The organism is uncultured Nostoc sp. (assembly GCF_964245445.1).
In the GTDB taxonomy this organism is placed as follows: Bacteria; Cyanobacteriota; Cyanobacteriia; order Cyanobacteriales; family Nostocaceae; genus Nostoc.
The window spans coordinates 1-6,415 of sequence record NZ_CAXTNE010000301.1; the positions used below are offsets into that span (position 1 = coordinate 1).

Annotated in this window: 5 protein-coding genes and 2 pseudogenes; 5 read left to right on the forward strand and 2 right to left on the reverse strand. The window is 39.0% G+C overall.

The window, feature by feature from the left end; translation table 11 throughout:
• Positions 1 to 431 (reverse strand): annotated as a pseudogene (locus ACFE90_RS32315) (primosomal protein N'); the annotation flags it as partial.
• 799 nt (positions 432 to 1,230) lie between these two features.
• Between ACFE90_RS32315 and ACFE90_RS32320 the strand changes: the two are divergent.
• From ACFE90_RS32320 to ACFE90_RS32335, 4 genes are all read left to right on the forward strand, one after another.
• Complete coding sequence (locus ACFE90_RS32320) at positions 1,231 to 2,403, forward strand: RpoD/SigA family RNA polymerase sigma factor (protein WP_100901585.1); 1,173 nt, start codon at positions 1,231 to 1,233, stop codon at positions 2,401 to 2,403.
• 348 nt (positions 2,404 to 2,751) lie between these two features.
• Positions 2,752 to 3,261, forward strand: coding sequence for a GNAT family N-acetyltransferase (locus tag ACFE90_RS32325; protein ID WP_375506405.1), 510 nt, complete (start codon positions 2,752 to 2,754; stop codon positions 3,259 to 3,261).
• 455 nt (positions 3,262 to 3,716) lie between these two features.
• Complete coding sequence (gene petJ / locus ACFE90_RS32330; RefSeq protein ID WP_375506406.1) at positions 3,717 to 4,052, forward strand: cytochrome c6 PetJ; 336 nt, start codon at positions 3,717 to 3,719, stop codon at positions 4,050 to 4,052.
• Between the two features lie 189 nt (positions 4,053 to 4,241).
• Complete coding sequence (locus ACFE90_RS32335; RefSeq protein WP_375506407.1) at positions 4,242 to 5,165, forward strand: tetratricopeptide repeat protein; 924 nt, start codon at positions 4,242 to 4,244, stop codon at positions 5,163 to 5,165.
• 12 nt (positions 5,166 to 5,177) lie between these two features.
• Here the strand turns inward: ACFE90_RS32335 and ACFE90_RS32340 are convergent, their stop codons facing one another.
• Positions 5,178 to 5,804: a Uma2 family endonuclease gene (locus tag ACFE90_RS32340; protein WP_375506408.1), complete on the reverse strand. Its 627-nt coding sequence runs from the start codon at positions 5,802 to 5,804 to the stop codon at positions 5,178 to 5,180.
• A 309-nt stretch (positions 5,805 to 6,113) separates the two neighbouring features.
• Here ACFE90_RS32340 and ACFE90_RS32345 point away from each other — a divergent pair.
• A pseudogene (locus tag ACFE90_RS32345) lies at positions 6,114 to 6,415 on the forward strand (hypothetical protein); the annotation flags it as partial.

Sequence of the window (6,415 nt, forward strand, 5' to 3'; positions counted from 1 at the left end):
CCTCCAACAAGGCGGATACGACGCTGCGATCGCCCCAGTAACCCTGGCGGCAGAGCAACCCGGATTACTTGAATTAGGGGCGTATAGTAATATGCAGCAACTCGATTGAGTAATTCCCAATAAGCACTTGGGAAAAATCCAACGCTAACAATATCTTCTACTTCCCGGATTTTTTCTGGTGGTAAATCGACATTTGGTTGTGCCAGTAACCGAATAGCGATCGCTCCTAATTGTTGTGCCCCAAATGGCACGCTCAAAATATCCCCTGGTTTTATTTCTAACTGGGCTGGCAATCGATAAGTAAATAGTCCTGTACTTCCTGGACAGTCTACCAGTACTTCAACCCACCTATTAACAGTTATACCTGACTGGTATGATTGACTAGGTTCAGATACTAATAAAGGAGATAATTTTACGTCATTAATATACATACTTTCTGACTTTATAGTTAGATATTTACCTCACCTAGCTGGTCAAAGATAACCTAGCTTAATTAAGTCTAATTTTTTATTTTGTTAGACTTAAATGGTATTTCCCAATACTGTTATCCTTCATAATACTTGATAAGTTTCCTCTTATGTAATCTACTAGACAAATTCGTATCAACTGTACATGCAATAAATATTTGGTACCCACTATACAAATAAAAGCATGTCAGTCCTTCCTGCAACAGTTGCTCCATCTACTAAATAGGGAGTAGCCTTTTTCCGCCTATCGATAGATATTCAACCCTTTCTGTATATGAGATGCTTTTATACAAATAAGAATATCTTGAAATTAAGCTGCCATTATTATAATTTCTCTCATCTGGGTAAATTGAAATCAGGAATGCATAACTCCAGCACCAGGTTTTTAATTTATCCAGTGATTTCCAAGAGATAAATATTAAAAATATTTATAAAAATATATGAAAATTTAAGATATTTGGATGGTTAGCTGAAATTTCTATGTTTGTTAAGGTTGAGAAAGTTTGAGGGGGTTTGACATATTTGGTAATTAAGAAAAAAATGAAGAATATAATCTGTTAGGAGCCTGAGAAGAAAGTTTTGTTGGGTGCGAAGGCCAGTTTAGTTATAGGTTGTATCTAACTGTAACCCATAGGTGTTAGGTAGATGCCGATTTTCATTACTGAAGAAAAATTAGCATAAGCCTGAATCTCGCTATATAAACGGGTGCATTCGTCCCTTAGGGAAAACTACCAAGCCTCAAACGAGTAGCTGTAACTAAATTATGTACCAAACAAAGCAACAATCCCTAAAGGAAACTATGAATATTGTTGAATTAGGAGAAATGGAAATACTGGAGAATACTGCTGATATTGAAGAACCATTACTCGATATTTTAGAAGCAGTGGCAGATGAAGAGCCTCCAATTGTAGTAGAAAATCTGGAATCAGACGAACGCGACGGGGATGATATGGCTGCGGCCCGTCCTTCGGGATACAATAAAACCGAGCATGATGATGCCGTCGGCGCGTTTTTTAAAGAAATGGCGCGTTATCCACTTCTAAAAGCTGATGAAGAGGTAGAGTTAGCGCGGCGAGTTAGGTTTCTAGAAGAAGTTAGGGAATTACAAGCAGCCTTAGAATTAAAACTAGGACAGGAACCTAGCAAGGTAGAGGTGGCTTCCGAGCTAGAAATGACGGAAAAGCAATTAGAAAATCGCTTGTATCAAGGTAGAGTAGCGAAACGCAAAATGATTCGCTCAAATCTGAGATTGGTAGTTTCTATTGCTAAACGATACCTGAATCGGGGAGTGCCTTTCCTGGATTTAATTCAAGAAGGAGCAATGGGTTTAAATCGCGCTACAGAAAAGTTTGATCCAGATAAAGGATATAAGTTTTCTACTTACGCCTATTGGTGGATTAGACAAGCGATTACCAGAGCTATAGCTAACGATGCACGGACAATCCGGCTACCTATTCATATTGTTGAAAAGCTTAACAAGCTGAAAAAAGCACAACGAGAACTCAAGCAGAAACTTTGCCGTAATCCTACCGAAGGAGAAATGGCAGAAGCTTTAGAAATTAGTGTGCAACAACTACGTCAACTACAACAGCTACGTCGTCAAGCACTTTCTCTCAACCACCGTGTCGGTAAAGAAGAAGACACGGAATTGATGGATTTGCTAGAAGATGAAGATAACCTGTCTCCAGAAGCAAAAATGAATGAAAACATGATGCGTCAGGAGATTTGGGAAGTCTTGGGTGACGTGTTAACTCCACGGGAGAAAGATGTAATTTCTCTGCGCTATGGTTTGACAACCAGCGAACCCTGTACCTTAGAAGAAGTTGGCAACATGTTCAATCTTTCTCGTGAGCGAGTGCGACAAATTCAAAGCAAAGCCATGCGAAAATTGCGCCGTCCCCACATAGCCAAACGTTTAAAAGGTTGGTTGATTTAATTACATCTACGAAGATAGATTAGCTTCATTAATGAACATGGATCAAATAAAGTGCAAAACTTTAAATCTAGTAGGGTGCGTTACGGTACGCGATAACGCACCATCCTAGATTTTAAGTGCGTTAGGACAAATGCCCGTAACACGCCTTACAAAACTTGCTCTTTATTAAATCCACATACCTAATGAATGAAGCCGAGCTTGTATATGTATATTTCTTGAGCTTCACCTATCGCAAATTGCAAAAACAGGGCGTTTTATACCTTTTTTCGGCTTTTCTTTAGTCATTAGTCGAAAAAACTTGCACAGTTGCCTATAGACTATGGACTATGAACTATAGACTATAGACTAATGACTTCGCGTAGCAATTTGATTGTGCGTTTTGCTGAACCAACTGATTACAGCGTACTGTTTAAATTAATTCAGGGGCTGGCTGAGTATGAAAAATTATCTCACGCTGTCACTGGCAATGCTCTGGAACTTAAAGAGCATTTATTTGGAGCGCACAAATATATAGAAGCGATTTTAGCAGAATCTGCGGGTCAAGCTGTTGGTTTTGCCCTATTTTTTCATAATTATTCAACATTTCTGACTAAGCCAGGAATTTATCTGGAAGACTTATTTGTTTTACCAGAATTTCGTAGGCAAGGTATTGGTAAGGCTCTCTTGAATAAATTAGCTCAGATAGCTGTAGAACGTAATTGTGGGCGCTTAGAGTGGAGTGTGCTGGATTGGAACGAATCAGCTAAAGCATTCTACCGTAGTATGGGAGCATCTATATTAGATGATTGGCAAATTTGTCGTGTTACAGAAGATGCGCTTACTCAGTTAGGGGCTGTCAACTATAGCAATCCTATTTGAGTCGTGAAAATTTTGTTATGGTCGTCCTTAGTCATTTGTCCTTGGTCATTTGTGATTACAAAGAACAAGTAACTAATGACTAATGACAGCAAAGAGAAAAATATTTCACAAATGATTTAGGACTGCCATAAACAACAAAGGATGAAATAGAAAGGATGAAGCAGGACAATTTTCATCTTAAATATTTTATCCTTAAACACATATCATTTATTGTTTATAAAATATTAAACTTTATATAACATTGCATTTTTATTATTAGCGTAAATGCAAACCAACTTGTCGCCAGACATCGTTCTGTGCTAACAACCTTAAATCTAAAACCCCGAATATTTAAAATCCAAAAACTTGATAGCGAAGTTTGACAGCTTGTCATTTGACTATAGGAGCGCCTCAACTGACAATTATGGAGGAGATCGTAGCGAATAAGCTGTTATTGGAGAGAGAGAGAACACGAAATGAAAAAAATTATTACAGTGATGCTGTTAGGCATAGCAATCTTCACCTTTGCCTTCAGCAGTCCAGTTTTGGCAGCAGACGCTGTTAGTGGAGCTAAAGTATTTAGTGCTAATTGTGCCTCTTGTCATGCAGGAGGTAAAAATCTGGTTCAAGCTCCGAAGAACCTGAAGAAAGAAGCTTTAGAAAAGTATGGTATGTACTCAGCAGAGGCGATTATCGCCCAAGTTACAAAAGGTAAAAATGCCATGCCTGCTTTCGGTAGTCGTTTAAAAGCTAACCAGATTGAAGATGTAACTGCTTATGTGCTTTTACAAGCAGATAAGGACTGGAAGTAGACTAAAATCTAACTTCAATAATTAACAATTTGCGGGGCTTTTTGTCCCGCTAATTTTAAGATTGCCGAAATTCTCCAATAGGATACTGATACCAATTTTGGATTTTAGATTTTGAATTTTGGATTAAAGTTTTTACAAAAAGACTATTCCAAGAATATCAAACAATACTCCCTATCCTAATTTGGTATTATGAGTTATTTGTGGCGATTATTTCTCAGTGTAGTTATTGCTTTACCGCTTACTTTTCTGACTTTACCTGCACATTCAGCACCCATTTCAATTCCCGAAATTACAGGAAGTCACTTCTTGGAATTGGGTGTGGATAAGATGCGGCTGGGTAATTACGAGGAAGCTATAGAGAATTTTAACCAGGCAATTGACGTTGAGAAAGATTTTGCTATAGCTTATAGCGATCGCTGTCTGGCTTATCTCCAACTACAACATTACCATCAAGCTGTTACAGATTGTACTCAAGCCATAAATTTTGCACCTGATAACTCTGAGGCTTATCTGAACCGGGGAGTAGCACACTACAGACAAGGTGATTATTCAGCTGCCATTGTCGATCTCAATCGAGCTGTTGCTCTTAAACCCTCCGATTTTCGAGCTTACTACAACCGAGGGCTAGCCCGTGCTGGGGATGGGAAAGACTCAGAGGCAATTCTTGACTTTAATTTGGCTTTAACTCAGATTCCCCGAATCAGCAGCTTAATGCTTGCAGATATCTACAATGACCGAGGTTTGGCGCATTTTGCCTTGCAAGATATCCAAGCAGCTATGCTCGACTTTAATCTAGCAATTCGTCTCAATGCTAACGATTATAGAGCGTACTTTAACCGAGCTTGTGCTTGCGGCAGAAATGGAGATAACTTTGGTGCGGTGCGTGATTTTTCCCAAGTCATCAGATTTAACCCCAGTAATGCTCAAGCTTATGTTAATCGGGGAGTAGCTCAATATCGCTTAGGATATCATTTAGGAGCGATGTCTGATTTACAAAAAGCATCTGAGTACTTTGAAAACCAAGGAAAAAAAGTTGCTTACGAAAAAACTCTAGATTTACTAAAGAGTTTGCGACAACAAATTTCGTCTGTAACGGAAATCGCTCTTTTCTAATAGTGATAAGAGTTATACAGGATATCCACTGGCTTGAAAAATCTGTTCGGGGGTTAAATTTAATTCGGGGAACAGAGGTGAGATAATACGATCGCTACCTCGAAACTGGCTGACTTGGTATTCTCCATCAATTAAGGTGTAAAGCGAAACAGTTGGTTGTTTGGGGTTGCCAATAAATCGCCTACCGCCTAAAGCCGCATAGTCTACAATCCAGTATTCTGGAATGCCTACAGCCTCATAGTCAGCAGCTTTTTTTAAATAATCATCACGCCAATTGCTACTCACTACCTCAACTACTAAAGGTATTGATTCCGCTTGGCTTACAGTAGATTCTTTTTTCCACAGAGGTTCGTTTACTAAATTGGGGCGATTTAATATCAGCACATCTGGTGAGTAAGCAGATTCATTTTCAGGGGGTTTGACTAATGCTGTTTTGGGTATGAAGTAGGGGAGATTTAAACGAATACACTCTCTAGTAACTTCAAAGGCTAAAAATCCAACTACCTCTTCATGGTCGCCTGTTGGTTGGGACATTTCAACTATTACTCCGTCATGCAATTCATAATGTTTTCCTGTGTTGTCAGGATATTTAGCAACGAATTCATCGAATGTAACTAGTTTGCGTAAGGTTTGAATCATTCTATTGTGTTTGCGAAGCTTCCAGTTTTCCCAATGCTAACGTAATTCGTAATTCCTACAAGAGAAGAGGCTTTGACGCTTATTCTCCTTCGCCTTTCAAAGGTTAGCTTGCTTATTAAGCGCAATATCTCTAGCCCTTCGAGATCGCACGTCTGAGAATTTGAGCGCTTGAGACAGAATAAAAGATATCTCAACCCACATTGAGATCATATTACCAATAGAACCGAGATCACACTTAAATGAGTTCATCTCGGCTAAACTGAATACTTATACTTAAATATAACAAATACTCGCATAGGAACTTAAATTATGGCAATGAGGAGACGTGGAAATTCTAATGCTGAAAACGCTGCTAATCATCCTCGCTCACGGCAGAAAGAACCTGCTTCTCCTCATGAGCTTAAACAGCTATTGATGACTGTTCGTGCTCAACGCGATGAATGGCAACAACGTGCAAAAGAAAATGAGGAAGCTGTATTTCAACGCAATGAAGCAGAACAACGTGCAAAGCAAGCTGCATCACAACTGGTTCATGTTCAGCAAGAAATTCAAACTTATCAGATCGAGGCTAATGAGCTAAAACTCGAAGCTAATGAGCTAAAAGAGCGAGT